The following is a 24,401-nucleotide window of genomic DNA, read 5'->3' on the forward strand; positions in this document are numbered from 1 at the left end:
TTATAATTTTATATTAGACCAATTGGACTATATAAAACAACAAAATCCCTTTCATCATTTTAATGAAAGGGATGATATCATATCAGTAATCATCATGGATCTTTTCAGAAATGAAGATAAGAATGAAGAAATAATGCAGAAAAATTTAAAAATTTATTATATAATAAAGGTGAAGCGGTATTAGGGAGGGTATACAATGATTGAAGAAAATATTGTCCAAAGGTTACTAGTAAATTTCAAAACATTAGAAGAGTTTAAGAAATTTAAAGAATACGGTATTCAAGAACTTTCTATGCTTGATGAATTACAAGAGAATATTATTGAAAACGACAGTGAGTCTCCTTTTTATGGAATTTATTATGGAGATAAGCTTGTTGCAAGAATGAGCTTATATCGAATTGACCATAAATATGACCGTTACTTTGAGCCTGCCCAAGATTATTATGAATTATGGAAACTTGAAGTACTCCCTCAATATCGAGGACGTGGGTATGGAAGTTCACTCGTTAATTTTGCAAAAACACTCAACCTTCCAATCAAAACAAATGCTCGTCAAGGTTCAAAAGAATTTTGGGAAAAGCAAGGTTTTGAAGCGGTCACTTATAATCCAACACGTGACCGTGGTGAAAACCCTTATGTTTGGTATCCTGAAGGTGTTTCTGAACAAGATCCTTACTAAACTAACGTTCAATACAATCATATACTTATTTTTAAAGTCCTTCATTTCTTAGGGACTTTATTTTTTTACCTTCTCTAAGTTTCCGTTTAAATCCATATGAAAAGTAATATTTTCATTATCTTCTCCTTCAAACACAATCATTTTCCTGGCTCTTTCCATTATAGAAATTAATGCCTTATAATCTTCTCGAACAGTTTGATACTTTTCATTAATAAGCTGAAGCTCTTTGTTTAGGGCCCCGTTATTCGTTTTTAATTCTTCCACTTCTTTCGTTAATCTAGCATTTTCTTTTTTTATTATATCAAGCTGTTTTTGCTCTTTTTGTAGAAGTTTCAAATAAGAAATAACATCAACCATTTTAATTGCATTGTTATGATCGTTTTCGTTAGAGAAACTTTTTTGCTCTTCTTTTATTTCATTACTTATTTCATCCGTTACTTGCTGCTTTTTTAATTCTTTACGCTGCTGCTTAGCAATCTCAATTGCACTTTGATAGCTCTTCCGAATAAGGGAGTTCCATCGAAAGCCGCAAGCTGCAGGTGTTCTTGATAACTGTTCAGCCACTTCCTTAAATGCTTCAAGTTGGGTACTTCCTTCTCTAATATGACGCAGAACCATTTCAGCCAATACCATATCTTCATCTGAATTCCAAGCATCTTGACGTACTGAATTCACTCTAATCCCTCCTTTACATAAAGCATTGAACATTCTCTCGTTTATTAAATAAGTATGCATTTAATAGAAAACATAGAATACCTCATTTGCAATCGTAAAGAAAAAGAAAAAGATAAAGAACAATTATCTACACACTCTTTTTAGCTGTTTTAAACACAAAAAAGCAGAGAGAAACTTCTCTCTGCTCTTCCATTATTACTATTTGCTTACTACTTCTGAACCTTTGTATGATCCACACTCTTTACATACACGGTGAGCTAATTTGTACTCTCCGCAATTAGAGCATTTTACCATGCCAGGTACTTGTAATTTAAAATGAGTACGACGTTGTCTTTTAACTTTTTTAGATGTTCTTCTAAAAGGTACTGCCATCAGTTCCACCTCCTTAAAGAGTTTGAAATTATATGGAATGAAGGCCCTTAGGCGGATCTTCCATTATTAACGGTTTTCATTTTTCTCAAAAAACTTTGCTAAATCAGCGAGCCTTGGGTCGACTTGGTCTTTCTTTTGCTTTTCAGAAACAACTTCCCACCCTTTTCCTGATTGTGCTGCTTCTGCATTCGGACTAACAACTCTCATTGGAACTTCAAGTAGAATACTTTCCTTGATTGCCGGTAAAAGATCTACTGTATTTCCTTCCACTTGATGAATCTGTTCATCTGCTTCTTCTTCCCATTCTACATTTCCACTTTCTAATTGGAATGTCTCAATTGTTTGAATGGAAAACGGAAAATCCACATCTACTAATGTTTTGGAACATGGAAGAATCATACTTCCAACTATTTGTAAACGGAATGAGACAGCATTCGAATAAAAGTCTGCTTCCCCTGTAATATGGATAGGAGAAATACTGCGAATATCACGATTGACTTTTGTTAAGTCATTAACATCAACTGTTTCATCAAGTTTAATTCCTTGAGCTTTTAACCGTTTTAACTGCTCAATTGACCATTTCATACTATCACCTCAAAGCAACAAGTGTAATTATAGCGGTGAAAAACTAAAATGTCAATATTTTTTCTTTACACTTCATTTATTGACTTACTCTTTTCTTTCAACGCCTTTTATCGCTTATATTTCCCTGTATTTATTAATTTATAAAGCATATAGACTGTACAGCATTATTAAGATTAACTCAACAAAGCACTATATCACGTATCAAGCTATTAATTGATAATACTTTAACACATAACATTGTTTTAAACAAATTGCAAATGGATCATGATGTATATAAGACGAGTAATCTTGTATAATGATAGTATCTTTTAGCTATTCATAAAGGAGAGGTTTAATTAAGTGAAAGCAGTTGGCGTTATTGTCGAACATAATCCTTTTCATAATGGTCACTTTTATCATTTACAGCAATCAAAGAAGCAAACAGGGGCAAATGTTATTATTGCAGTAATGAGCGGCTATTTTCTTCAAAGGGGAGAACCAGCACTTGTTTCTAAATGGGCTCGAGCAGAAATGGCTTTAAGAGGAGGTGCTGATATTGTTATTGAACTTCCCTATGCATTTTCTACACAAAAAGCTGAGATTTTTGCACACGGTGCTGTCTCAATATTAAATAACCTATTTGTTGATGAATTATGCTTTGGCAGTGAAGACGGGGACATAGATTCTTTTAAACATACAATAAAGTTTCTAGACGAGCATACTATACTTTATAATGAAAAAATTAGAACCTTTATCAAACAAGGTCACAGCTACCCGAAAGCTGTTTCATTAGCTTTTCACACACTTAACCCAAATCCCGACGTATTAGATCTCAGTCAACCAAATAATATTTTAGGTTTTCATTATCTTAAAGCCATAAAGGAACAAAAAAGCTCAATGAAAGCAGCAGCAATTAAACGCATTCATGCAGGTTATCACGATAAGGAATCAACCCATGAATCCATTGCAAGCGCCACTTCAATTCGAAAACGTTTACTTGAAGATCAATCGCTGCATTCGATCTACCAATATGTTCCTGAAAGCACCTATCACATATTGAATTCTTATTTTAAAGAGTACAAGCAATTTCAGCATTGGGAGCATTATTTTTCTTATCTTAAATACAAATTGTTAACGGGTACAAATGAAGAATTTAAAGAAATATACGAGGTAGAAGAGGGGATTGAAAATCGCATGATTGAAATCGTAAAAGCTTCTCATACCTTCTATGATTTTATGGAAAAACTAAAAACAAAGCGTTATACATGGACACGTTTACAGCGGATATGTACGCATATTTTGACAAATGCAAAAAAAGAAGACATGCAATTTGCTCTAGAAACGAAAAAAGCCCCTTATTTAAGATTGTTAGGAATGAGTCAAAACGGGCAGCAATATTTAAATAAGATTAAAAAGGAGATTGATTTACCACTCATTTCAACTGTTGCAAAACTTAAAAATCCGTTATTATCCTTGGATCAAAAAGCTTCTCATACATACACCTTGGGATTACCCAGCCCTTTGCAAACAAAACAATTATATACTGAGTATTCTACTCCTCCCATTCGTCTAGATACTCCCCATTAACTAACCAAAAACAAGGCGGCTCAACTTAAGCGCCTTGTTTTTTTGAAAGCTGTTTTAAATAATTAAGCGCATCTTCAAATGTTTCTACAGGAACTATTTTCATATTTGTATCAATATCATTTTTTGCCTCTAATGCATCTTCATAATTTTGATTTTCAACAGGTGCAAAAAAAATATCAGCTCCTGACTGGTCGGCAGCTACGATCTTTTGCTGAATCCCCCCAATTGATCCTACTGATCCATCTTCATTCATTTCACCTGTTCCAGCGATTTTATATCCTTTTGTCCAATCTATTTCTGTTAATTGATTAAATATTTCAAGCGTAAACATAAGCCCTGCTGATGGACCTCCAATTCCATTCGTATCGAAATCTACTTCCGGCTTTGTTACAATGCTGCGCTTTGTTAACGTTGTAATTCCTACTCCCACTTTATCTTCAGGGATTGTTTGATAAGTATCTGGAAATGAAGCTACAGTTATCCATTTTTCTAATTTCTTCTTTTCTCTTTCAATGACTAGATTAATTTTTTCACCTTTTTCCTTATTTTTTAAGTAGTCAATTAATGTTTCTGCTTTGTTTATAGGCATTCCGTCAGCCTCAATAATAATATCACCTAATTTTAATTGTTCTGCAGCAGGCATTTCTGAAATTAGCCCTGTCACCATTACTCCCTCATATGTCACTTTTAAAGACTTACCTGCTTTTTCATACGCTACTATTTTTGCAGCATCTTGTGAACCTGTCATCATCTGGAGCTGTCTCTCATGGTATTCATCTTCATTTTCATCAGGGCGACGAATATGATTGAGCGGGATAAGTTCATGATAATCATTGAATGAGGCAAACATATATTGGATAATATTTGCTTCTCCAACACTCACTGTTGTGAGCATAAAGTCTCCCTCTTCCTTATAACCATTTGTTACTTCAATCATCTCGCCTAACACTTGGGCTTCACCAGGCTGCGTTATATAATAAGGGAGTTTTATAAAAGTAAGTGAAAGAAAGATGATTATCATGAAAACGAACCATAAACTTTGCTTCATATACTGATTTTTATTTGAATAAGTCACTACTACGTCCCCTTCCAACTTCTAATCGCTTTTTTTATGTGTACAAGCATTTGTTGTGCTTCATTTTCACCTGCTTTAATAATATCTGCTGTATTTGTAAAAGCCTTCGAACTATATTGTTTTACTAAAGGTCGAATCATAACATCAGCCTTAATTTCATGAAACCTTACCATCTCCTGCTGCATAATATCAATGCTTTGTAAAATTACATCAATAATTGATGTTAAAGAAGCGTCTGTATTTACATTTGATACATCCACCGCAATAACAATATCCGCTCCCATCTCTTTTACAACTGAAACAGGTACTCTGTCAATGACCCCTCCATCGATTAACAGTCGACCGTCCACTTTTTCAGGAACAAAAATGCCTGGTATCGATATGCTGGCTCTGACAGCATCACTAATAGACCCTTTATTCAAAATAACTTTTTCACCTTTTAACAAATCTGTTGTCACAATCGCAAGTGGAGGCGATAAGTCTTCAATCATTTTTCCATGTGTCAAAAGATGCACAAGCTCCTTTACTTTATTGCCTGAAATAAATCCCATTTTCGGTACTGTAAAATCTAAATAATATTTTCTTCTAAAGCTTAATGCCATTTTTTCTAATATATCAACTGAATGACCAACACTAAACAATGCTCCAATTAACGCTCCCATGCTGCTTCCGGCAATAAAATGTATCGGTATCTTTGCTTCAGTTAACGCTCTTAAAACCCCAATATGCGCAAATCCTCTTGCACCACCTGAGCCTAATGCTAATCCTATTTTCGGATCCATTCTCCCACCCCATTTGTTTAAACAAACTAACATTGCAAAAGTGTAAGAGCTCAAATTCCTATGGTCTAAATAAGACAACCTTTACGTATATTGTAATACGAAAACTGGATAAAAGAAAAAACCTTTTCTTTTAAGCTATATGCAAAAGAAAGGACTGTTATTTGTTAAGGGGGATCTTGCTTTGAATGCAGCCCATCGTAATACAATTTTTCTAGCCCTATTGGTAACGTTTATTGCTATCTCAATTATCATTTACCCTAAAGAAGTGTTTGGCGCTTCACTTCGAGGTCTTACAATGTGGTGGGAAATTGTATTTCCTTCACTGCTTCCATTTTTTATTGTGTCAGAAATGCTGATTGGACTAGGTGTAGTTAGTTTTATAGGAATTTTATTAGAGCCATTTATGAGACCAATTTTTCGTGTGCCTGGTGTGGGCGGGTTCGTTTGGGCTATGGGTCTTGCATCTGGATTTCCTGCTGGTGCTAAATTTACTGCTCGCCTTAGACAAGAAGGGCAATTATCAGTTATTGAAGCTGAAAGGCTTGTTTCATTTACGAATTCATCCAATCCATTATTTATGAGCGGCGCTATTGCTGTTGGATTTTTTGGAGATGCTGCACTTGGTTTATTATTAATGACTGCCCATTATTTAGGAAATATATGTGTTGGATTTATCATGCGTTTTCATGGAAAAGAAACGCAAAAGGCTCAACCCCATGACTACCATTTACCTTCAATTCGAAAGGCATTTTCTGCTCTTTATCAAACAAGAAGACGGGAATATCGACCGATTGGTAAACTTCTTGGTGATTCAGTGAACCACTCTATCCAAACATTGTTAATGATTGGTGGATTTATTATTATTTTTTCCGTTTTAAACAAAATTTTAAGTGTAGTCCATATTGCTCAGTCTCTTTCATATATTATCTCATTGCTTTTTATTCCATTTCATATCCCAACTGAGCTAAGCTTACCGTTTTTATCAGGATTATTTGAAATTACATTAGGAAGTCGAATGGCAAGTGAAACTGAAAGCAGTTCACTTCTTTCTCAAGTTATTATTACAAGCTTTATTCTCGCTTTCAGCGGTTTTTCTGTTCAAGCTCAAGTTGCCAGCATCCTCGCTGATACCGACATTCGTTTCCAACCATTTTTCATTGCAAGGATCTTTCACGGCTGTTTTGCAGCGCTTTTTACTTTGCTTTTTTGGAAACCTCTTTATATTCAAAAGCAGGCGCAAGAAATCCCTGTATTTTTAAATAGTAACCCCTCTTCCCTAATAGGTGAAATATGGCTGTTAGCTATTTCAATAGGGCCATTTATTACCCTGTTCTCTCTATTATTTTTTATTTATTATCAGACAAAATCACTCATAAAATAAAAAACAATACCCCATTAATCACGGGGTATTGCATATTTTTTGCGCAGTGCTTCTTCTACAACTTCCGGCACAAGGTCACTAACAATTGCTTCATATTTTGCTACTTCCTTTACAATACTAGAACTTAAAAAAGAGTATTGATTATTCGCCATCATAAAGAATGTTTCAATTTCTTCATCAAGCTTTCGGTTAATTGATGCGATTTGCATTTCATATTCAAAATCTGAAACTGCTCGGAGTCCGCGAATGACAGCTTGTGCGCCAACAGCCTTTGCATAATCAATTAGCAGCCCTTGATAGGCATCTACTTTTACATTAGGCAGATCTTTTGTTACTTCTTTTAACAGTTCAACACGTTCTTCCACCGTAAACAAAGGACTTTTACTTGAATGGTTAAACACACAAACAATAACTTCACTAAAAACCTTTGAGGCTCTTTTAATAATATCTAAATGTCCCCTTGTCACAGGATCAAAACTACCTGGACAGAGCGCAATCTTCCCCATGCTTAATAAATCCCCCTTTAATAAAATGGTTTCTTTTTTTACTCATTGCTAAACCGATAGATTGAAACGGCTGTTGTACCGCTGTAAGATTCATATTTCACCTTTTCTAGTGTTCCAATCTCTTCAGGAAGCTCTACTTCAACACCATGTTCAGCAACAAGCTGTCCATCCCTGTTTAGTAAGCCAAAATCTAAAATGGTTTCAATATCTCTTTCCAACTTTTGCTTATGATATGGTGGATCTAATAAAATTAATGAAAATGATAATTCGCGCTTCTTTAAGGCCTTAAGTGCTCGATAGGAGTCGTTGCGATAAACTTCACTTTTTTCATTGTAACCGAATTGTGCGAGGTTTTCTTTTATAACAGAAATTGCTTTCGCATCTCGGTCAACAAAAATCACCTTTTCTATTCCTCTACTGAGCGCCTCAATTCCTAATGCTCCACTTCCACCATAAAGATCTAAAGCAAAGCCACCTTCAAAAAAAGGACCCACCATATTAAAAATGGACTCTCTTACTTTATCAGTTGTCGGTCTTGTAGAATGACCTGGTACCGGTTTCAACATTCTTCCTTTACATTCTCCGGCAATTACACGCATAATAAACCCCAACCTTATTATGTAATATCAGTATATTTCTCATTTATCCTACCATAAAAAAAAGAAAAACTTAAACGAATTTTCAATTTATAACAAAGTTTCTCGTTTAAGTGCATATAACAGTCTATTTTTAACGTATAGAATTCCCTTTCATGGTGATAATAAAAATAACAACATCATAGGAGGTGTTGTTGCCAACCGCGGAGAAGGCTTACTTTTCCCCATAAGTTCTTCCTCCGGTTTCTCCTCTCCCATTGCCTGACGCATAATTTGCATGAGGGCCACCCGTAAGTAAATACTTACGGGTTTTTTTATATGTTAAGAAATAATAACTTAGCAGAAGCTTCATTTTCTTTATCCTTTTCATTTATGCTTATATTATGCTACATTATCAATGGATAAACAGAAAGGAGCAGAATATATGATTCAAAGGTTTATTGAGTTTGGAGAAGGATATTCAGATATTTACGAGCTTATCGAAATTGCACGCTCTAATCAGCATCGTCTAGCTAAATTGTTGGCATTACATACAATTAAAAATGAACAGCAGGTAACTTCTCTTGTTGTTATTTTAGAACCTGTCTCTCCAGGAAACTTTCAACCGTTATATATTTGTCGAGAAGGCATTCCTAATCCTCATGAAAAACCAAACCAACGCTATACTTTATTTGAACAGTTAAGCAAAGAATGCGGTAAAACAATTACAGAACTTGTTGTAAAGCCGTCAAACCAATTTAACGAAAATATTCTTTATTACCAATATTTAATTGGAATTTTAAGAATGAACCACTTCATTGCACCTCTTAGTTAAGGTGCGCAAACATAATAAAAAGCCTTCAATTGAAGGCTTACAATCCCATTTTATAATCATATTCCTTTGCTTTATCGGGTCTTGAATTTTCATATTCTGTCTTTATAAAAGGTTTTAATGATGGTTCAACCGCTTTTACAAAATGCAGGGACTCTAATTTCTGTATTAATTCTTCAGCACGTTCTATTTGACAATATAGAACAGCATATTTCGATTTTTTTGAAACATATAAGATATTCCCATATTTTCGTAACTGTTTTACTTGTTTAAGCGAATGAAGCCATACAGCCAAACCAATTCGGTTGCCAACCATAGCGCTTCCCCTTTACCGTATAAATTTAATTTTAGTCTAGCATGACTCCCTTACTTCTCACAATAACCATTCTTTATTCTTTTTTTAGAACCCCTTCCTTAAAAAGGAGCTATTTCTTATTTACAGCCGCACGATCCTCCAGACCCGCAGCCTCCGCTGCAGCTCCTATTATCAAAAAATGGATTACCCGTCGGTACTTTTATGGAAGAAGAAACACTGTGAGCTACAATTCCGCTAATTTCATTGAGCAGCATTTCTAATTCTTTTTCTGCTTTTTTAAAGTTAGCAATTGTTTCATTTAAATCAAGTTCTCTTTTCAGCACTCTTACTTTTGTGCTAACCTCCGAATAATTAGGATGATACTTTCCAAAGCGTTGTACTTCTTCATAGTGCTCCTTTAATTTCTGAAACTCTTGAATCCTTGTTTGTATCTCTTTATCTTGCTGTAATTTATTTTTACACTCCTGATAATAGTGCGCAATATCAGATTGTGAAATATACTTCCCTAGTTTTTCTGCATGTTCTAATACGTTAATTGTATCTAATGTGGCGAACATATGAACACCTCCACTTGTATTGTATCATTTTCGACTATTCATTCATAGTCGTTACGCTCTTCATTGACTTTAAAAAGGAAAATTAAATCAACAAACCTCTAAAACATTGCTTCCAAAAAAACTCTTATAAAAACAATAAAAAGAAGCCTTTATTTATGGCTTCTCTGTTATTTCAGCTGTAAATGTTTTAGATAGACCGTACGACGTATCTTCATTATGGACGATTTCTAATTTTATTTCATGCTTTCCTACCGGCAGTCCTCTCACAATAAATGCCGCTTTGTAAATATCAGTGACATGTGTACCATTTACAGATACTTTAATGTATCCTTCCCCATCTTTTAGCTTTCTGTCCTTTGGATCTTTAAATGAGAAATTCGGTACAAGACACTCTATATAAACATTATTGCTTTTTACCTTATGATGGACAGTTAATGTTCTTTCATTCGCTGAAACTTTTCCTATTTCTTTAAATATTGTTTCTTTAACAGGTAAAACCGTGATTCCTTCATCTTTATATTGCTGACAACCTGTTAAAACTGTTAGTAAATAGGCTAGTATCATTATTTTTTTCATCATTTCTACCCCCTTTTGCTATGATTAGTTTTCAACATTTGCTGATTTTTTATCCACAGCGATTGAAGGAGATAGAAAAAATAATGCTATTCTTCCTTTAAAATACTTAACATCCCTAAAAGCATTTGGGCCATTTGAATTTGCTCTTGAAAACGATTTACTTTTTGTAGGATTGTTCCTTTGTAATATTGTTTGGCCACACGCTCTAAAGCTTGTAAGTCATTAGGATTACGTGATAAACGCTTATACCATTCAGGATGAATACGGATAAAATACTTTAAATCTTGTCTTTGATCTAAATATTGAATGATTTCTTTTCTCATCCTTCTCTCCACCTATTAATCATGACGGTAATGAAATGGCTGCTGATAAGATTGAGAAGGGACTTTTGGTTTTTGTGGCTGAAATTGCTGCACGAGCTGTTGAATTTGATCGATTGCTGCACTAATTTGTGTAATATGTTTTTGGACTTCATTTAAATCCATATTTTTTAATTTTGAAAACACTCCATCCATCATGGCACTCTTTGTATCAGAGCTCTCTTTTTTTCCTTTATGTTCAGCTCCGCTTTGTTTATATGCTTTCCATTTTTCATCCTCTTCACCGAGAAAATACCATTCTTCATAAATTTCTTTCCACGTTTTATTACCGCCACGTACTTCTTTTATTAATTTTGGATGGCTTTTAACAAATTTTTTAAATGATTCAAGGGTCTCCTTGGACAAAGTTATTCCCTCCCGTTTCTATCACCTACTACATTGTACCGGGATGCCCATTGAAACGTTCGCCTATTTTTTATAAGATGAGAAGGAATTATTTCCTTTAACCTAAAAAAGAGAGCGTGAACGTATATGCAAAATCATTTATTAAAAGAAAAAACAGCAGCAAAGTTTAAAGAGTTCTTAACTAAAGCAACCGATGAAGAGTTAATATTAACAGAAAAAATATTAAATGGATTGCAGCAAAAACAGCAAAATCACTATGTTACTTATTTAGATGCACTGTGTCAAATGACCAGTCAAATATCGGATGATTCTTATGAAGTTATCATTCCTATTCAACCGTTAATTTATAATAAGCTGGATATTGTTCATGGCGGAATTACTGCAACACTCGCTGATACAGCTATGGGTTCGTACATTTCAAAACTTCTACCTGAAAATAAAAGCGGGGTTACGACAGAGCTTAAAATAAACTATCTTGCCCCAGGTAAAGGGAAGTTTCTCAAGTGTACGGCAGCTATTATTCATAAGGGAAAACAGCTCTGGGTAGCTGAAGCAAAAATATACAATGACTCAGGTAAACTTGCAGCAGTTGCCACTGGCAGCTTTTATATCGTCACTCGTACTGACTATTCAAAAAACACTAAAAATGACTAATGACCAGTCATTTTTAGTGTTTAATAAAATTTTGAGTATAATACTTTTCATATACTCCTACTCCTAAATGAGTAAATTCTTTATTTAATAATGTTTTGCGATGGCCTTCACTATTTAGCCATCCTACTACCGCAGAAAACCCGTCTTCATATCGGGCTGCAATATTTTCACCAGCTTGTATATAATGAATATTAGCGTGTTCAAGTCGTTCTTCAAGTCCTCCGTACAAAGGAGATAAATGAGAAAAGTAATCCAACTCTTTCATTTCTTTACTATGATTGAAAGCAGTATTGGCAGCAGCTTCATCCCACTGCAATTTTGTTAAGCCATACCGTTCTCTCAATATATTCGTATATTCTAAAATTTGTCCTTCTTCTCCCGATTCGATGCTTTTTCGTTGTTTTTCAGAAAGAAAAGGCGGCTCAATTAATTTACCTCTATATACTAACGAATAGGGGCGCTGCATTAACAATATATCCTTATTTAAATATCGTACACCAACAAGTTGATTTGTAACTGTGTCAAAATAAAATTGTCCCCAAATCCCATCGATTACCTGTAACAAGGGACGTTCCTTCATCTCCTCTTCAGTTAAATTAAAACGATAATAGCTAGCTTTTTCTTCTATTACTACTTTATTCGTTATTTTTAATTGTTCTTCAAAATCTAACCGACTTTCACCGATCTTAACAGGAAAAGTATTAACATCTTTCCCAACTGCCAATATCGTTACAATTTTGTTATTTATTACTCCGAATTGGATATAGCTATTATAGTTTTCATTATAGATCCACCATTCGTATTTATAAGTGGATAATAATTTTTTATGAGGAGGACCGTAACCCTTTAAAACTTTTTGCACATTTTTACCAATCAATAAATGAATAGATAAAGGCTGAAATTCCTCATCTGAAGAAACTGCATCTTTATTAATATCCTCTGCTTTATTTCCTCGTGCTTGTTGATGATCTAACATATTTAGTTTTGAAACTATGGAAGGAAACAAAAAGAGACTCCCTAAGACTAATGCAAAAAAAATATTTTTTCTTATCCTTCTCCCTCCCCTCTCTCTTTTTATTCGTGTTTCTCTCTATTTTCTCCTCTCTTCTTGAATAAATAGATACTGTTCAATAGTGAAATTGATGTTGATTTCCACATGCAAAGTAGTCTTTTCGTACGCTTTTAACCATGGATTGACAAACAAGTTGGCACGATGAAATCGACAAACCTCATAAATAAAAAGAGTCATTGAGTTTATCTCAATGACTCTTTTTATTATTGCTGCAGATGGGAAGTCTCAGAAATTTCTTCTAATGCATGACCAGCATCATCAGCTGAAGAACGATTAACTGCAAGATCACCTAATGATACAATGCCAACAAGGCGGTTATTTTCTACTATTGGCAACCTTCGAATTTGATGTTCTGCCATTATGTTTGCAGCTTCTTCAATACTCATATCCGGTGTTCCAGTAATAAGCTTTTCACTCATAACGTCTGTTACTTTTGTTGAGCCAGGATGACGTTCCGCTACACCGCGAACGACAATATCTCTATCCGTAATTACTCCAATAATTTGATCATTTTCACAAATTGGAATAATTCCAACATTATCATTTTTCATTTTAACTGCCACTTCATAAACATTATCAAGTGGTGTACAGTAATCAACTTCTTTTGTCATCATATCTTTTAAAACAGCCATGGTTTATCCTCCTTTTTATTGTGAAATAAACATTTGTGTCCAGTAATATCGACCGCTTCCACCTTTAGCATACCCCACACCAATATGATTATAATTTTGACTTAGAATATTTTTACGATGTCCTTCACTTCTCATCCATGCTTGTACAACTGCTTGGGCACTTGTTTGACCCATTGCAATATTTTCGCCAGCTGCACGATAGGAAATGCCAAAATTCTTAATCATCGTAAATGGTGATCCATAGGTGGGCGACGTATGAGAAAAATAATTTCTATCCCGCATGTCGTTTGATTTATAACGAGCTACCCTCGAAAGTTCCCAATGAGGTTTCAGAGCAGGCAAACCATATTTTGCTCTTTCTTGGTTTGTTAGTTGAATCACTTGATGTTCAATGTTTTTAACTTCATCAAAAAGCGGAATCGTTAACTTTTGTCCTGGATAAATGAGTCGAGGATTTTGAATGTGAGGATTGGCTTCGATGATTTCAGATAAACCCACTTGGTATCGAACCGCAATTTTCCACATGGAATCTCCTGACTGGACAGTATATGTAGTTTGTCCTTGAGCAGATGTTAGGTTAGGTAAACAAAACAAAGCAACGAGCATCACCGTGCCCAGTAAAAATTTTTGCATCTTCAAATCATTTCCCTCCTTTTCCTCATTAGTTTGAACCAATTTATTAAAAATAACTCATTCTTCTATGTAAAAGTTCACGAAATTGAAGAACTTCACTAATGACTTTTTCAAAAGTTTTTTTTACAATAATAGTTGGCTGACCTTTTTATAAAAACTTTATTGATACGTTGCATCTCACCCCCTTTCATACTATGATTATGAAAGGAATTACTTTGAGAATTGAGGAGGGAATATATTGAAATTTGAAAACATCGGTTTTGAAGGAAAGGTTGTTGAATTTTCATTATTAGAGCATATTATGGAATCCATTCGCTTTGTACGAGCTGGCCAATGGGACTATGAGCGTATTACATACGATTTTAAATTTGAAGATATGACAACTGGTTCTGTTTATTATTTACGTGTACCATGCGCAGCAGTAGAAGGTGTAGTAGAACAGCCTCACGCCCAAATCAAACTAGGAAGTCCATATGTTGGTAAACACTATTATCCACACGGTGTTGAATATGATGAAGATTTTCCGAGTAATATTGTAAATACGTGTAAACAAAAATTAAATCAGTTATATGAAGAAATTCAAAAAGCTGAATAGCAAAAAAACGCATGAATGCATTCATGCGTTTTTTTTTTTGCATGTTATTCAAAGAATACTTTTTCAACAAAAATATCAATTTTTTTCACTTGTAATCCTGTAATTTTTTCAACTTGTTTTTTAATAAACTTTTGCAGGGCATAAGAAACTTCTGCAATATTTTCTCCATATTGAATAGCCGTTCTAACTTTTATGTCTACATAACTAGACGCTGTGGAAACATAAATTCCTTTTGCAGCATACTTTTTATGAACAGCATTCATGATTTCTTCTCGAAAATTTCCGCTTGCTAACTGGATAGCCGGTATTTCTTTAATTACTTCTGCAGCAATCAATGCGATTACATAATCGGTGATTTGAATGGAGTCATTTAACAAATGTTTCACAACCATAAATTCACCTCCGCTTTTCCACGCCGCAGCGCTTCCGCCTTTAACAGTATTATATGCAGGAGAAAGGTGAAATTTCACTTCCCATTTTTATATTTATGATCTGTACTATTATAAAAAATATCACTGTTCAATCATTAAAGGACGTACTATAATGAGGGTAGTTGTTGTATTAGAAAGGGGTTCAACATTGTCCAAATATTTTTCTAAACGCTTATTTATTATTCTATTAATTCTAGCAGTTATCATTGCAGCTGCATTGATTATTTTACCTGTATCACTACCTCTTTTGATTGCTTTTTTTACAGCTTTATTCCTTGAACCTGCTGTTAAAATGTTTCAAAAACAATTAAAACTAAAACGCAACCTAGCTGTATTAATTACATTCCTACTTTTTTTATGTTTAATAGGTGTCTCAGGATACTTTATTGTAACAAAAGTTATTACGGAAGCCATTAATTTAATTGAAAATGCTCCACAATTAATTATTGAAATCAGCAATAAATGGTATGAACTTCAAGAAGATTTTGATTCCAGCTTGAAAGGCTTTCCTCCTGAATTTGTAAATGAAATTAATAATCAAGCCAACAGTTTCTTTAATAAAACGAGAACACAACTGCTGGAGCTTGATTATATAGGATATATTACAAAAATTGTAACCGATATTCCTAATTATCTTGTAAGCTTTATTGTATATTTAATTGCATTGTTTTTATTTTTACTTGAAATGCCATTGCTTAAAGAAAAATCTTTTGTTTATCTCCACACAAAAACGGCGGACAAAGTGCAGTTTATGGCATCTAGAATGTCATATGTTGTATTTGGCTTTTTTAAAGCACAGTTTTTAGTAAGTATTATTATTTTTATCGTATCTTTAGTAGGCTTATTTTTAATTGAACCAGAAGTAGCATTAGTGATGTCTTTTATTATTTGGATTATTGATTTTATTCCTATTGTAGGATCAATCGCCATCTTAGGCCCCTGGGCCATTTATGCGTTTATTATTGGAGATGTAGCAGTCGGGACAAAACTTTTAATTTTAGCATTTATACTCCTTACCATCCGTCGTACAGTAGAACCTAAAGTGATGGGTCAGCAAATTGGACTTTCCCCTCTCTCTACATTAATCTCGATGTATATTGGCTTAAAACTGCTTGGCATCCTTGGATTTGTTGTAGGACCATTACTGCTCATTATTTTTAATTCTGCTAAAGAAGCAGGGATTATTAAATTGAACTTTAAAATATAAAAGCACCATCTGCTTAAGCAGATGGTGCTTTTATATAACGCTATATTAGTGATTTCTATTGATTGTCACTCCTATCACCTGTCAAAACCCAAATGATTAAGAAAATGACGTTTAGCTTTCTTTTCTGCTCATAAATAAGAAAAAAAGGATTAGAAAGAAACCAATCAAAGCAAGCACTGGGATTGTTACAAAACCAAACCAATTAATATACACGCCGCTGCAGGGAACACCAGTCATACATGGAGAGGTAAAGGATGGTATTCGTTGAACAAGAATATGATAAATGGAAATAACACTTCCTATAATCGGAAAAGGCAAAGCATAACCGATAACCTTCTTGTCATTATAAAATGTAGCAATACCAAGAATAATAGCTAAAGGATACATAAAAATCCGCTGATACCAACAAAGCGTACAAGGGATAAATCCTGCTATTTCACTAAAAAACAAACTTCCTCCAACTGCAATTACAGATACAAGCCAGGCAAAATATAGCCCATATGTACTGACTAATTTATTCATTTTCCAATTCTGCTTCAATCATTGATTTGATCTCCTTATAATCAAAGGGGTTTTCGACTTCTTTTCCATTAATAAATAGAGTCGGTGTTCCTTTAAAACCATATTGATCAAGAATTTGTTTATCTGATTCCACTTCACCTTTAAATGTTTTCTTTTCAATATCCTTTTCTAATTTTTCTATATCAAGGTCTTTTGTAGAAGCTTCAGCCACTTCTAAAAGTCTTTCTTTTGTAGCCCAGCGTTGTTCCTCAGGACCTTGATTTTCAAAAAGTGCATGATGAAATGCCCAAAATTGTTCCTTATCCTGCTCATAGACAGCTTCACCCGCTAAAGCAGCTGTTTCAGAGTCAGCACCGATAAATGGATAGTTCATGAAATAAAAGGATACTTTTCCATTATCAATAAAATCTGTTTTTAACTGTGTAAAAATACTTTCATCAAACGCTTGACATGCTGGACATTTATAATCTCCGAACTCAACGATTTGGACTGACGCATCTTCTGCTCCTAATACTGGCTGGGTTTCATATGGAAGTTCAAGTTCTTCAGATTGGTTTGCATTAGGATTTTGCACTTGTGTGCCAATAAGTACCGCAATAACAATAATCGAAATTGCAGCAAGCGTAAAAATCATAATCGGCTTTATATTATTATTTTCTTTTTGTCTTTTCTGCTTACTCATAGATTTCCTTCCTTTTATCTTCATTTTTAACAGTAAAAAGACTGCAAATAGTGGTGTTAACCCTATCTTCGCAGTCTTTTTTACTTATTAAATTACCAAATCAATCCCATAAGAGCTGCTACTGTTAAAACAGCAACAAAAATCCCCATATAAATGCCCCATGTAGGATAATCATGGTCTTTTTGCCCTAAGTGCATAAAAACAAACAATTGAAAAACAACTTGAATCACTGCCAAGATGATGATAAACAGTACGGTGAATGAGTCAGCAATTGCATCACTTGCAACAGCGACAAACGCTATTAGCGTAAGTAAGATCATCATAATAAATGAAACGTGATGCTGACTCATTTCTCGTTTATAATCAACCTTTGCTTTTAAGCTGTTTGGAGTTTCTGAAGATGAGTGTTGTTGGTTTTGTGCCATTTGCTTAACCCACCTTTCCCATTAAGTAAACTACTGTAAAGATAAATACCCATACTACGTCTACAAAGTGCCAGTATAATGCCGCTAAATAATATTTTGGAGCATTATATGTCGTTAAACCGCGTTTTGCATTGCGAATGATTAATAATGTAATCCAAATACATCCAAAGGCAACGTGCGCTCCATGTGTTCCTAACAGAAAGTAGAAAGCTGATCCAAAGGCACTTGTTGTAAAACCATGTCCTTCATGAACATATTCCACGAACTCATAAATTTCTAAACCTAAGAACGCTAGACCGAATACTACTGTTACGCCCATCCACAACTGTAATTTTTTAAAATCATGACGCTTCATTGCCATTACGGCATATACAGACCATAAGCTGCTTATTAAAAGAATCATTGTTGCCGCAAATACCATTGGAAGCTTAAATAATTCTTCGGCTGTAGGACCGCCAGCTGTAGAGTGACGCAACCCTAGGTACGTACCAAATAATGTTGCGAATGTTACTGTTTCAGCACCTAGAAAAAGCCAAAACCCTAAAAATTTATTTTTTCCTTCTAAGGTAGCTTTTTCAGGGTGTGCAGGTAATACTTCTGGAGTATGTGCAGCCATTATTTCTTACCTCCCTTTTTCGCAGCAGCCTTTTCAGCAGCGACAAGTTCTTCTTTATGAATATGAAAACCGTGATCATCAATAACAGAACGTAAAAACATACATGCAAATGTTATTGCCATACCGCCAATTACTACGACTAAATTTTCATAAATAAAGCCGAAAGAAGCCAAAAACAAACCAAATGACATAATAATTGGTAAAATAGAACCATTTGGCATATGAATATCATCTAATGGTTCTGCAGGCGTTACTTTCGTATTGCCCTGCATTTTTTCAATCCACAATGTATCAAGTCCTTTTACTAAAGGAGATTGTGCAAAGTTATATTCTGGCGGAGGTGAAGAAATTGCCCACTCTAACGTACGACCATCCCAAGGATCTGCCGGTGCTGCAACACGTTTAACAGCTGACTGAATAATATTCCAAACTAAGAATATTGTAGCACCTCCCATTAATAATGCACCAATCGTACTTACAAAGTTCCCCATTTCAAGTTCTTGACCAGAAAGGTATGTAAATACTCGGCGCGGCATTCCCATTAAACCAAGGAAGTGCTGCGGGAAAAATGTTAAATGGAAGCCGATAAAGAATAACCAGAACTGCCATTTTCCTAATTTTTCGCTTAACATAACCCCAAACATTTTTGGCCACCAATAGAACAAACCGCTAAAGATGGAGAATACAACCCCACCCATGATTACATAGTGGAAGTGTGCTACTACAAAGTAGCTGTCATGATATTGATAGTCAGCAGGTGCAACTGAAAGCATAACACCTGTTACACCACCCATTAGGAATGTTGGGATGAAAGCAAGTGCCCAAAGGTTCGCTGTCGTAAATCGGATTTGTCCTCCCCACATTGTGAGCAGCCAGTTAAAAATTTTAACTCCTGTAGGTACTGCGATTGCCATTGTTGCAACAGCGAAAATAGCATTTGCTACTGGTCCTAAACCAACTGTAAACATGTGGTGTGCCCATACCATGAATCCTAAGAACCCAATTAACGCTGTCGCAAATACCATTGCACTGTAACCAAAAAGACGTTTTCTAGCAAATGTCGGAATAACTTCTGAAATAATACCGAAAGCAGGCAGTGCTAAGATATATACTTCAGGGTGTCCGAAAATCCAGAAAATATGCTCCCAAATTACAATGTTTCCTCCCATATCTGGTACAAAGAAGTTTGCACCAAAGAAACGGTCAAACATTAGTAAAAATAAACCAACTGTAAGCGGTGGGAATGCAAATAAGATAAGAGCAGAAGTAATAAATGTTGTCCAAGTAAACAGCGGCATACGCATAAAGGACATACCTGGTGCTCTCATATTAATAATTGTTACAAGAAAATTAACCCCTGCAATTAATGTACCAAAACCTGAAATTTGCAGTCCAAGTATATAGAAGTCAACACCTGAACCACCATATGCTGTTGATAATGGAGCATAAGCAGTCCAACCAGCATCAGGCGCTCCGCCTAAAAACCAGCTAAGATTTAATAAAATACCACCAAAAGCAAATAACCAAAAACCAAGTGAATTTAAAAATGGAAAAGCAACATCACGCGCTCCAATTTGGAGAGGTGAAATCATATTCATAAATCCCAGTAAAATTGGCATTGCTGCTAGGAAGATCATTGTTGTTCCATGCATTGTTAAAAGCTGATTAAATGTTTCAGCAGATACAAAATTATATTCAGGCTTAATCAATTGAATACGCATAAGAATTGCTTCAAGACCACCAATGAGAAAAAATGTAAAGCCTGAAAGAAGATACATAATTCCAATTTTTTTGTGATCAACGGTTGTTAACCAATCCCATAAAACACTTTTCTTTTTTTGATGGGATAGTTGATGCGAATAAGCACTCATATGTAAACCTCCTTTTCTACAACTATTCCGCTACTTTAAGACCTAATAAATAATCAGCAAGCGCATCTACTTCTTCATCGCTTAACTGTTCACCAAACGCAGGCATGTTGTTTCCTGGTTTCATTGATTGAGGATTTTTAATCCAGCTTACAAGATTTTCTTTTGACATTTCTTTAAAGCCGGCTAATGTTTGACGATCGCCAAAGCTTGTTAAGTTTGGTGCAGTATTTCCACCTTGATCACCAACTGCGTGACAGCCAATACAGCTTTGAGAGAAAATTTCTTCACCTTGCTGTGCTTTAGCCGTTTGAGGAGCTTCAGGACCCGCTTTCATTTTTTCAGTCCATGCGTCAAACTCGTCTTTTTCTAAAGCAATAACTTTAAAATCCATTAAAGCGTGAGATGGACCACAAAGCTCTGTACATTTCCCTTTATAAACACCAGGCTCATTTGCTTCAAGCCACATTGTATTTTCAAGACCTGGGTTTGTATCTGTTTTACCACCAAGGGCTGGTACCCAGAACGAGTGAATAACATCATTTGATGTTAGTTCAATATAAACTTTTTCACCTACTGGAATATACAAATCTTGTGAAGTACTAATCTCTTGGTCAGGATAATCAAACTGCCACCAATAGAGGTTTGCAGTAACTTGAACTTTAAGAGTATCATCACCCTCTTTTGGTTCTTCAGCAGCTAACGTAAACGTTGCCATTACTGTCGGAACCGCTAAAATAATTAATAATAAAATTGGGATGGCTGTCCATAAAATTTCAAGTGTTGTGTTTCCTTCTACCTGCTCAGGAATTTCATTTTCTTGTCCAGGACGCTTTCTAAACTTAATGAGAACATACGTATAGATAACTCCTACAACTAAAATGACCCCAATCATAATGTAGAGACTGAGCAGTATTAAATCAAGTTGTAATTCTGCCCCGGTACCTTTCGGCTGAATTGCCGATAAGTTTTCTTCACCGCAGCCCGCAAGAGCTAATAATATTAGTCCTAAAAGCGGGAATAAGCGCAGTACTTTTTGCCAATATCTCTTCATCCAACTAACCCCACTTTCTTGTTAATAATTTTTCTATTTTAAAAATAATAATAGAAACTTTTCAAAGTACATCAACTACATCTATAGTTTTTACATATTTACTGCGATCATGAGTACAAACATAATTGTTAAGTAATTAATGGAATAAACAAACATAGTGCGGGCCCATTTGATATCATCTTTCGTAAAAAAGCCTGCAATACCAACAGCAAGCCAACCAAACCCTAGTACAGCAGCTATTGTTGTATAAATGACTCCAAAGTTGTATAACAGCAGGGACACAGGAATAATGGCACCTACATATAATACCATTTGTCGTTTTGTCAATTTAAATCCAGCTACAACTGGAAGCATTGGAATACCCGCCGCACGGTAATCTTCACAGCGTTTCATCGCAATTGCAAAGAAGTGAGGCATTTGCCAAATAAACATCACTAAAAACATTGCCCATGCAACTGGACTTAAGTCTGGATCAATTGCAGCCCAACCAATAAGTGGAGGCATTGCTCCTGAAACAGCCCCTACAGCTGTATTAAACGAAGTTGTACGCTTTGTCCACATTGTATATAAAACGACATAAAAAAACAATCCCACTAACCCAAGCACAGCAGCCATTACCTCTGTCATAAGAAGAAATACTGTTCCTACTGCAGCTAACGTGTATCCAACCCATAATACCTGATTAGCTGGAATACGGCCATCAGCTGAAGGACGGTCCTTTGTTCTTGGCATTATTTTATCAATATCCCGATCAATATAATTATTTAATGATGTTCCACCCGCTACTACGAGGGCTGTACCGAGTATCGCAAAAATAACAATATTTAGATTTCCAAAAAAATCGAAATTTGAATATTGAGCAGCAATCCACAGACCTGCAAATGTAGTAATTAAGTTAGAAAGGACTATTCCCATCTTTGTAAGCGTAATAAAATCTTTCCATGTCCCTGTTCTTGGTTCTGATAATGGACCTGGTTCCATTACTTTACTTCTAACGTTATTGACTGTTCTCGTTCTCTCCATTCTTTCCACCTCCTTTAAATAGTTTGTATATATTCAAGAGTTTGAGCTCTTGTTTTAAAATTTATAACCGATTCAGTAATCTGGAAGATAGTTTGTTGAATATCTTGTATAAATTTCATGACAGGAAACCCTCCCTTGAAAAAATGATAAAATTGATTACTGTTCTTCTAATGTTCACATCTTGCAATGAATAATGATAGATCGTTATGTTACCATACATATGGTTACTCCGAATTCCTTTACCATTATATACGAATCTATTTATTTTGTATACTTCGTCTCAATACGACAAAGTATATAGTCTTTTGCCATATTTCATATAATAATTTGTTAAAAATCATTGGTATATTAGTATTTGTTTGTATTATAATGCGTAATGTACTATTTAAAGAAGGTGTTAATTGTGAATAAATTGTTAAAAATTTATGCTGTTCTTACGACACTTGGTATGTTTTTAATTGTCCTTATGGGGGCAATTGTAACAAAAACTGATTCAGGTGAAGGTTGTGGAAATTCATGGCCGTTATGTTATGGAGAAATTCTTCCGAGTCAACCAAAGCTAGAGACAATGATTGAATACAGCCACCGTGTCGTATCTGCTTTATTAGGTCTTATGGTCATTATTTTAGCAATTTGGACATGGCGAAAACTAAAAAGTGTCCGTGAAACAAAATTACTTGCATTTCTATCTGTATTTCTTATTGTCTTTCAAGGTCTATTAGGCGCTGCTGCTGTTATTTGGGGGCAGTCATCATTTGTTTTAGCTCTACATTTTGGAATTTCTCTTTTATCTTTAGCAAGTGTGTTTTTATTAACACTGCTTATTTTCGAAAAAGAGCGTTATGGTAGAGCCTTTACTCCTGCTATACCAAAACAGTGGCGAAAACAAATATATGCCCTCTCTGTGTATATTTATATCGTTGTTTATACAGGTGCCCTTGTAAGACATACAAAATCTAGTCTAGCTTGCAGTGCTTGGCCTATTTGTAACAATAATGAATGGATTCCATCACTTACTTCCCATGCCGGCATTCAATTTATCCACCGTATTGCCGCAGGATTAATTTTTATTTGGTTGTTATGGCTGTTTATTAAATCATTGCGCGCAAATTTGCACCGAGTAATTGCATTATCTTTTAAATGGTCACTAGCATTTGTAGCATTCCAAGTCATAAGCGGGGCTGCTGCTGTTTTATCTCGGTTAAACTTATTTATTGCTCTTGCTCATGGCTTTTTTATTGCCTGCCTTTTTTGTATTTTAAGCTATTTATTGATGCTTGCTGTAAGAAGCGGCTCTCTAGAGAAATAAAGGAAAACTTCTAAACAAAGCAAAAAAAGGCTGCTGACAAAATGATCAGCAGCCTTTTTTATTATAAAACAGTTGATGCTGGTTCCGTTCCAATCATGTCAACAATTTTATTATTTTCATCCATTATAGCAACTTTAGGTTGATATGCAGCTAATTTTTCTTCAGGAATCATTGCATACGAAATAATAATAACAACGTCCCCTTCCTGAACTAAACGTGCTGCTGCTCCATTCAAGCAAACAACACCGCTTCCCCTTGGTCCTGGAATAATATACGTTTCTAAACGTGCCCCATTGTTGTTGTTTACAATTTGAACTTTTTCATTTGGAAGCATATCCACTGCATCTAATATATCTTCATCTATCGTAATGCTTCCCACATAATTTAAATTTGCTTCTGTTACACGGGCACGGTGAATTTTCCCCTTCATCATTGTACGAAACATGGTTAGATTTTCCTCCTCAAATTCAATACCT

The 24,401-nt window shown here is 34.9% G+C and carries 33 protein-coding genes; 8 read left to right on the forward strand and 25 right to left on the reverse strand.

The window, feature by feature from the left end; translation table 11 throughout:
* Positions 1 to 196 precede the first annotated feature (196 nt).
* On the forward strand, positions 197 to 679 hold the full coding sequence (locus tag DS031_RS06530) for an N-acetyltransferase (RefSeq protein WP_113805127.1): 483 nt from the start codon (positions 197 to 199) through the stop codon (positions 677 to 679).
* Positions 680 to 736: 57 nt separating this feature from the next.
* Here the strand turns inward: DS031_RS06530 and DS031_RS06535 are convergent, their stop codons facing one another.
* The 3 genes from DS031_RS06535 to DS031_RS06545 all read right to left on the reverse strand — a co-directional run bounded on the left by DS031_RS06535 (position 737) and on the right by DS031_RS06545 (position 2,311).
* Positions 737 to 1,354 carry an RsfA family transcriptional regulator gene (locus DS031_RS06535; RefSeq protein WP_181833049.1) on the reverse strand — a complete coding sequence of 206 codons (618 nt, stop codon included), beginning with the start codon at positions 1,352 to 1,354 and terminating at the stop codon, positions 737 to 739.
* A 198-nt stretch (positions 1,355 to 1,552) separates the two neighbouring features.
* A complete protein-coding gene (gene rpmF, locus DS031_RS06540; RefSeq protein ID WP_113805129.1) occupies positions 1,553 to 1,726 on the reverse strand; it encodes a 50S ribosomal protein L32 in 174 nt (57 codons plus the stop codon).
* 66 nt (positions 1,727 to 1,792) lie between these two features.
* Entirely contained in the window at positions 1,793 to 2,311 is a 519-nt protein-coding gene (locus tag DS031_RS06545) for a YceD family protein (RefSeq protein ID WP_113805130.1), read from the reverse strand.
* 339 nt (positions 2,312 to 2,650) lie between these two features.
* Here DS031_RS06545 and DS031_RS06550 point away from each other — a divergent pair, with 339 nt between their 5' ends.
* Positions 2,651 to 3,877, forward strand: coding sequence for a nucleotidyltransferase (locus DS031_RS06550; RefSeq protein ID WP_113805131.1), 1,227 nt, complete (start codon positions 2,651 to 2,653; stop codon positions 3,875 to 3,877).
* A gap of 25 nt (positions 3,878 to 3,902) precedes the next feature.
* Here the strand turns inward: DS031_RS06550 and DS031_RS06555 are convergent, their stop codons facing one another.
* Together DS031_RS06555 and DS031_RS06560 are read right to left on the reverse strand one after the other, a co-directional pair.
* Positions 3,903 to 4,952, reverse strand: coding sequence for a SepM family pheromone-processing serine protease (locus DS031_RS06555; protein ID WP_245947250.1), 1,050 nt, complete (start codon positions 4,950 to 4,952; stop codon positions 3,903 to 3,905).
* A 2-nt stretch (positions 4,953 to 4,954) separates the two neighbouring features.
* Positions 4,955 to 5,734 carry a patatin-like phospholipase family protein gene (locus tag DS031_RS06560; protein WP_113805132.1) on the reverse strand — a complete coding sequence of 260 codons (780 nt, stop codon included), beginning with the start codon at positions 5,732 to 5,734 and terminating at the stop codon, positions 4,955 to 4,957.
* Between the two features lie 181 nt (positions 5,735 to 5,915).
* Here DS031_RS06560 and ylbJ point away from each other — a divergent pair, with 181 nt between their 5' ends.
* The gene (gene ylbJ / locus DS031_RS06565) at positions 5,916 to 7,115 is read left to right on the forward strand and encodes a sporulation integral membrane protein YlbJ (protein WP_181833050.1); all 1,200 of its coding nucleotides are present in this window, start codon (positions 5,916 to 5,918) and stop codon (positions 7,113 to 7,115) included.
* Positions 7,116 to 7,129: 14 nt separating this feature from the next.
* Here the strand turns inward: ylbJ and coaD are convergent, their stop codons facing one another.
* The 3 genes from coaD to DS031_RS24410 all read right to left on the reverse strand — a co-directional run bounded on the left by coaD (position 7,130) and on the right by DS031_RS24410 (position 8,496).
* Positions 7,130 to 7,621: a pantetheine-phosphate adenylyltransferase gene (gene coaD / locus DS031_RS06570; RefSeq protein ID WP_113805134.1), complete on the reverse strand. Its 492-nt coding sequence runs from the start codon at positions 7,619 to 7,621 to the stop codon at positions 7,130 to 7,132.
* A 38-nt stretch (positions 7,622 to 7,659) separates the two neighbouring features.
* Positions 7,660 to 8,220 carry a 16S rRNA (guanine(966)-N(2))-methyltransferase RsmD gene (gene rsmD / locus DS031_RS06575; RefSeq protein WP_113805135.1) on the reverse strand — a complete coding sequence of 187 codons (561 nt, stop codon included), beginning with the start codon at positions 8,218 to 8,220 and terminating at the stop codon, positions 7,660 to 7,662.
* A 150-nt stretch (positions 8,221 to 8,370) separates the two neighbouring features.
* Positions 8,371 to 8,496, reverse strand: coding sequence for a hypothetical protein (locus tag DS031_RS24410; RefSeq protein ID WP_281269106.1), 126 nt, complete (start codon positions 8,494 to 8,496; stop codon positions 8,371 to 8,373).
* Between the two features lie 145 nt (positions 8,497 to 8,641).
* On the opposite strand from DS031_RS24410, the gene DS031_RS06580 reads away from it, so the two are divergent.
* The gene (locus tag DS031_RS06580; protein WP_113805136.1) at positions 8,642 to 9,031 is read left to right on the forward strand and encodes a DUF7147 family protein; all 390 of its coding nucleotides are present in this window, start codon (positions 8,642 to 8,644) and stop codon (positions 9,029 to 9,031) included.
* A gap of 37 nt (positions 9,032 to 9,068) precedes the next feature.
* Here the strand turns inward: DS031_RS06580 and DS031_RS06585 are convergent, their stop codons facing one another.
* The 5 genes from DS031_RS06585 to ylbD all read right to left on the reverse strand — a co-directional run bounded on the left by DS031_RS06585 (position 9,069) and on the right by ylbD (position 11,202).
* The gene (locus DS031_RS06585; RefSeq protein WP_113805137.1) at positions 9,069 to 9,344 is read right to left on the reverse strand and encodes a YlbG family protein; all 276 of its coding nucleotides are present in this window, start codon (positions 9,342 to 9,344) and stop codon (positions 9,069 to 9,071) included.
* Positions 9,345 to 9,460: 116 nt separating this feature from the next.
* Positions 9,461 to 9,901, reverse strand: coding sequence for a YlbF/YmcA family competence regulator (locus DS031_RS06590; RefSeq protein ID WP_113805138.1), 441 nt, complete (start codon positions 9,899 to 9,901; stop codon positions 9,461 to 9,463).
* Between the two features lie 153 nt (positions 9,902 to 10,054).
* Positions 10,055 to 10,477: a hypothetical protein gene (locus tag DS031_RS06595; RefSeq protein WP_113805139.1), complete on the reverse strand. Its 423-nt coding sequence runs from the start codon at positions 10,475 to 10,477 to the stop codon at positions 10,055 to 10,057.
* A gap of 86 nt (positions 10,478 to 10,563) precedes the next feature.
* A complete protein-coding gene (locus DS031_RS06600; RefSeq protein ID WP_113805140.1) occupies positions 10,564 to 10,800 on the reverse strand; it encodes a YlbE-like family protein in 237 nt (78 codons plus the stop codon).
* A gap of 15 nt (positions 10,801 to 10,815) precedes the next feature.
* Positions 10,816 to 11,202: a YlbD family protein gene (gene ylbD, locus DS031_RS06605; RefSeq protein WP_245947252.1), complete on the reverse strand. Its 387-nt coding sequence runs from the start codon at positions 11,200 to 11,202 to the stop codon at positions 10,816 to 10,818.
* A 126-nt stretch (positions 11,203 to 11,328) separates the two neighbouring features.
* Between ylbD and DS031_RS06610 the strand changes: the two genes are divergently transcribed.
* Positions 11,329 to 11,856, forward strand: a complete 528-nt coding sequence (locus DS031_RS06610) for a PaaI family thioesterase (protein ID WP_113805142.1) — start codon at positions 11,329 to 11,331, stop codon at positions 11,854 to 11,856.
* A 13-nt stretch (positions 11,857 to 11,869) separates the two neighbouring features.
* Here DS031_RS06610 and DS031_RS06615 read toward each other — a convergent pair whose 3' ends face one another.
* The 3 genes from DS031_RS06615 to safA all read right to left on the reverse strand — a co-directional run bounded on the left by DS031_RS06615 (position 11,870) and on the right by safA (position 14,166).
* The gene (locus tag DS031_RS06615) at positions 11,870 to 12,862 is read right to left on the reverse strand and encodes a CAP domain-containing protein (protein WP_113805143.1); all 993 of its coding nucleotides are present in this window, start codon (positions 12,860 to 12,862) and stop codon (positions 11,870 to 11,872) included.
* 269 nt (positions 12,863 to 13,131) lie between these two features.
* Positions 13,132 to 13,560: a CBS domain-containing protein gene (locus DS031_RS06620; protein ID WP_113805144.1), complete on the reverse strand. Its 429-nt coding sequence runs from the start codon at positions 13,558 to 13,560 to the stop codon at positions 13,132 to 13,134.
* A 15-nt stretch (positions 13,561 to 13,575) separates the two neighbouring features.
* The gene (safA, locus tag DS031_RS06625; protein ID WP_425451937.1) at positions 13,576 to 14,166 is read right to left on the reverse strand and encodes a SafA/ExsA family spore coat assembly protein; all 591 of its coding nucleotides are present in this window, start codon (positions 14,164 to 14,166) and stop codon (positions 13,576 to 13,578) included.
* Positions 14,167 to 14,431: 265 nt separating this feature from the next.
* On the opposite strand from safA, the gene DS031_RS06630 reads away from it, so the two are divergent.
* Positions 14,432 to 14,788: a YugN family protein gene (locus tag DS031_RS06630; protein WP_113805145.1), complete on the forward strand. Its 357-nt coding sequence runs from the start codon at positions 14,432 to 14,434 to the stop codon at positions 14,786 to 14,788.
* A gap of 44 nt (positions 14,789 to 14,832) precedes the next feature.
* Here DS031_RS06630 and DS031_RS06635 read toward each other — a convergent pair whose 3' ends face one another.
* Complete coding sequence (locus tag DS031_RS06635) at positions 14,833 to 15,180, reverse strand: Asp23/Gls24 family envelope stress response protein (protein WP_181833051.1); 348 nt, start codon at positions 15,178 to 15,180, stop codon at positions 14,833 to 14,835.
* A 187-nt stretch (positions 15,181 to 15,367) separates the two neighbouring features.
* Between DS031_RS06635 and ytvI the strand changes: the two genes are divergently transcribed.
* Positions 15,368 to 16,426 carry a sporulation integral membrane protein YtvI gene (ytvI, locus tag DS031_RS06640; protein WP_113805147.1) on the forward strand — a complete coding sequence of 353 codons (1,059 nt, stop codon included), beginning with the start codon at positions 15,368 to 15,370 and terminating at the stop codon, positions 16,424 to 16,426.
* Between the two features lie 111 nt (positions 16,427 to 16,537).
* Here ytvI and DS031_RS06645 read toward each other — a convergent pair whose 3' ends face one another.
* The 7 genes from DS031_RS06645 to cyoE all read right to left on the reverse strand — a co-directional run bounded on the left by DS031_RS06645 (position 16,538) and on the right by cyoE (position 22,616).
* Positions 16,538 to 16,948 carry a disulfide oxidoreductase gene (locus DS031_RS06645; protein ID WP_113805148.1) on the reverse strand — a complete coding sequence of 137 codons (411 nt, stop codon included), beginning with the start codon at positions 16,946 to 16,948 and terminating at the stop codon, positions 16,538 to 16,540.
* Positions 16,941 to 17,630, reverse strand: a complete 690-nt coding sequence (locus tag DS031_RS06650) for a DsbA family protein (protein WP_181833052.1) — start codon at positions 17,628 to 17,630, stop codon at positions 16,941 to 16,943. Before DS031_RS06650 ends, DS031_RS06645 begins: the two co-directional genes overlap by 8 nt.
* Before the next feature lie 92 nt (positions 17,631 to 17,722).
* Positions 17,723 to 18,055, reverse strand: a complete 333-nt coding sequence (locus tag DS031_RS06655) for a cytochrome C oxidase subunit IV family protein (RefSeq protein WP_113805150.1) — start codon at positions 18,053 to 18,055, stop codon at positions 17,723 to 17,725.
* 4 nt (positions 18,056 to 18,059) lie between these two features.
* Entirely contained in the window at positions 18,060 to 18,671 is a 612-nt protein-coding gene (locus DS031_RS06660; protein ID WP_113805151.1) for a cytochrome (ubi)quinol oxidase subunit III, read from the reverse strand.
* Positions 18,671 to 20,542 carry a cytochrome c oxidase subunit I gene (gene ctaD / locus DS031_RS06665; protein WP_113805152.1) on the reverse strand — a complete coding sequence of 624 codons (1,872 nt, stop codon included), beginning with the start codon at positions 20,540 to 20,542 and terminating at the stop codon, positions 18,671 to 18,673. Before ctaD ends, DS031_RS06660 begins: the two co-directional genes overlap by 1 nt.
* 22 nt (positions 20,543 to 20,564) lie before the next feature.
* The gene (gene coxB, locus DS031_RS06670; RefSeq protein ID WP_113805153.1) at positions 20,565 to 21,593 is read right to left on the reverse strand and encodes a cytochrome c oxidase subunit II; all 1,029 of its coding nucleotides are present in this window, start codon (positions 21,591 to 21,593) and stop codon (positions 20,565 to 20,567) included.
* Between the two features lie 90 nt (positions 21,594 to 21,683).
* A complete protein-coding gene (gene cyoE, locus DS031_RS06675; protein WP_113805154.1) occupies positions 21,684 to 22,616 on the reverse strand; it encodes a heme o synthase in 933 nt (310 codons plus the stop codon).
* 403 nt (positions 22,617 to 23,019) lie between these two features.
* On the opposite strand from cyoE, the gene DS031_RS06680 reads away from it, so the two are divergent.
* Positions 23,020 to 23,925: a COX15/CtaA family protein gene (locus DS031_RS06680; protein ID WP_181833053.1), complete on the forward strand. Its 906-nt coding sequence runs from the start codon at positions 23,020 to 23,022 to the stop codon at positions 23,923 to 23,925.
* Positions 23,926 to 23,986: 61 nt separating this feature from the next.
* Here the strand turns inward: DS031_RS06680 and panD are convergent, their stop codons facing one another.
* Positions 23,987 to 24,370 carry an aspartate 1-decarboxylase gene (panD, locus tag DS031_RS06685; protein WP_113805156.1) on the reverse strand — a complete coding sequence of 128 codons (384 nt, stop codon included), beginning with the start codon at positions 24,368 to 24,370 and terminating at the stop codon, positions 23,987 to 23,989.
* Between the last annotated feature and the right edge of the window lie 31 nt (positions 24,371 to 24,401).

The sequence above is a fragment of the Bacillus taeanensis genome (assembly GCF_003318295.1).
Classification (GTDB): domain Bacteria; phylum Bacillota; class Bacilli; order Bacillales; family UBA6769; genus Maribacillus; species Maribacillus taeanensis.